Annotated in this window: 1 protein-coding gene; it reads left to right on the top strand. The window is 72.8% G+C overall.

Features of this window, described 5'->3' with window-relative positions; genetic code table 11:
- The coding region (locus L6Q67_RS24600) for a type II secretion system protein GspD (RefSeq protein WP_367171678.1) at window positions 1–670 on the top strand (670 nt) is incomplete at both ends.

The following is a 670-nucleotide window of genomic DNA, read 5'->3' as shown; positions in this document are numbered from 1 at the left end:
ATCCCCAACCTCGTGCCGCAGATCCGAACCCGCGAGATCGAATCCATCCTGCGCGTGGGCAGCGGCGAGACCGCCATCCTGGGCGGCCTGATGGAAGACCGCATCGACTACAAGACCGGCCGCGTGCCCCTCATCGGCGCCCTGCCCATCCTCGGCGAAGCCTTCACCAACCGTGACAACACGGTGCAAAAAACCGAGCTCGTGATCTTCCTGCGCCCGGTCGTCGTGCGCGAACCCAACCTCGTCGCCAGCACACCCCACCTGCGCGAACACCTGCCCAGAGCCGACTTCTTCACCGACAAGCCCGTTCCCGGCCACCGCAACTTCCCGCCCCCCCGGGCTGCCCGCCGTCGCCCCCGGAGGTGCCTCCCCATGAGCCTGCTGATCGACGTCCTGCGCAGGGCCGAGGCCGGCGCAACCGAGCCAGCCACCCACCGCAGGGCAACGCCCCCGGGCCCCTCGCGCCTCGAGCTGGAGCCACTCCCGGAGCCCGCCCCCATGCGGCCCCGCCCCACCCCGGCACCGCAGCACCACGCCCCGCACCCTGCCCCCACGGCGGCAGCGCCTTCCGCGGGCCAGCCGATGCGGGCCGATGCCCCTCGCTGGCGCCCTGTCGGCCTGTCCGCCTGCATGTCCGCCCTGGCTGCGCTGGCGTGGCTGTGGCTGGCAC

Origin of the sequence: Zoogloea sp., from assembly GCF_023150065.1 — a bacterium.
Classification (GTDB): domain Bacteria; phylum Pseudomonadota; class Gammaproteobacteria; order Burkholderiales; family Rhodocyclaceae; genus Zoogloea.
The sequence above is the reverse complement of the archived record's forward strand: the minus strand, read 5'-3'. Positions and strand labels throughout refer to the sequence as shown.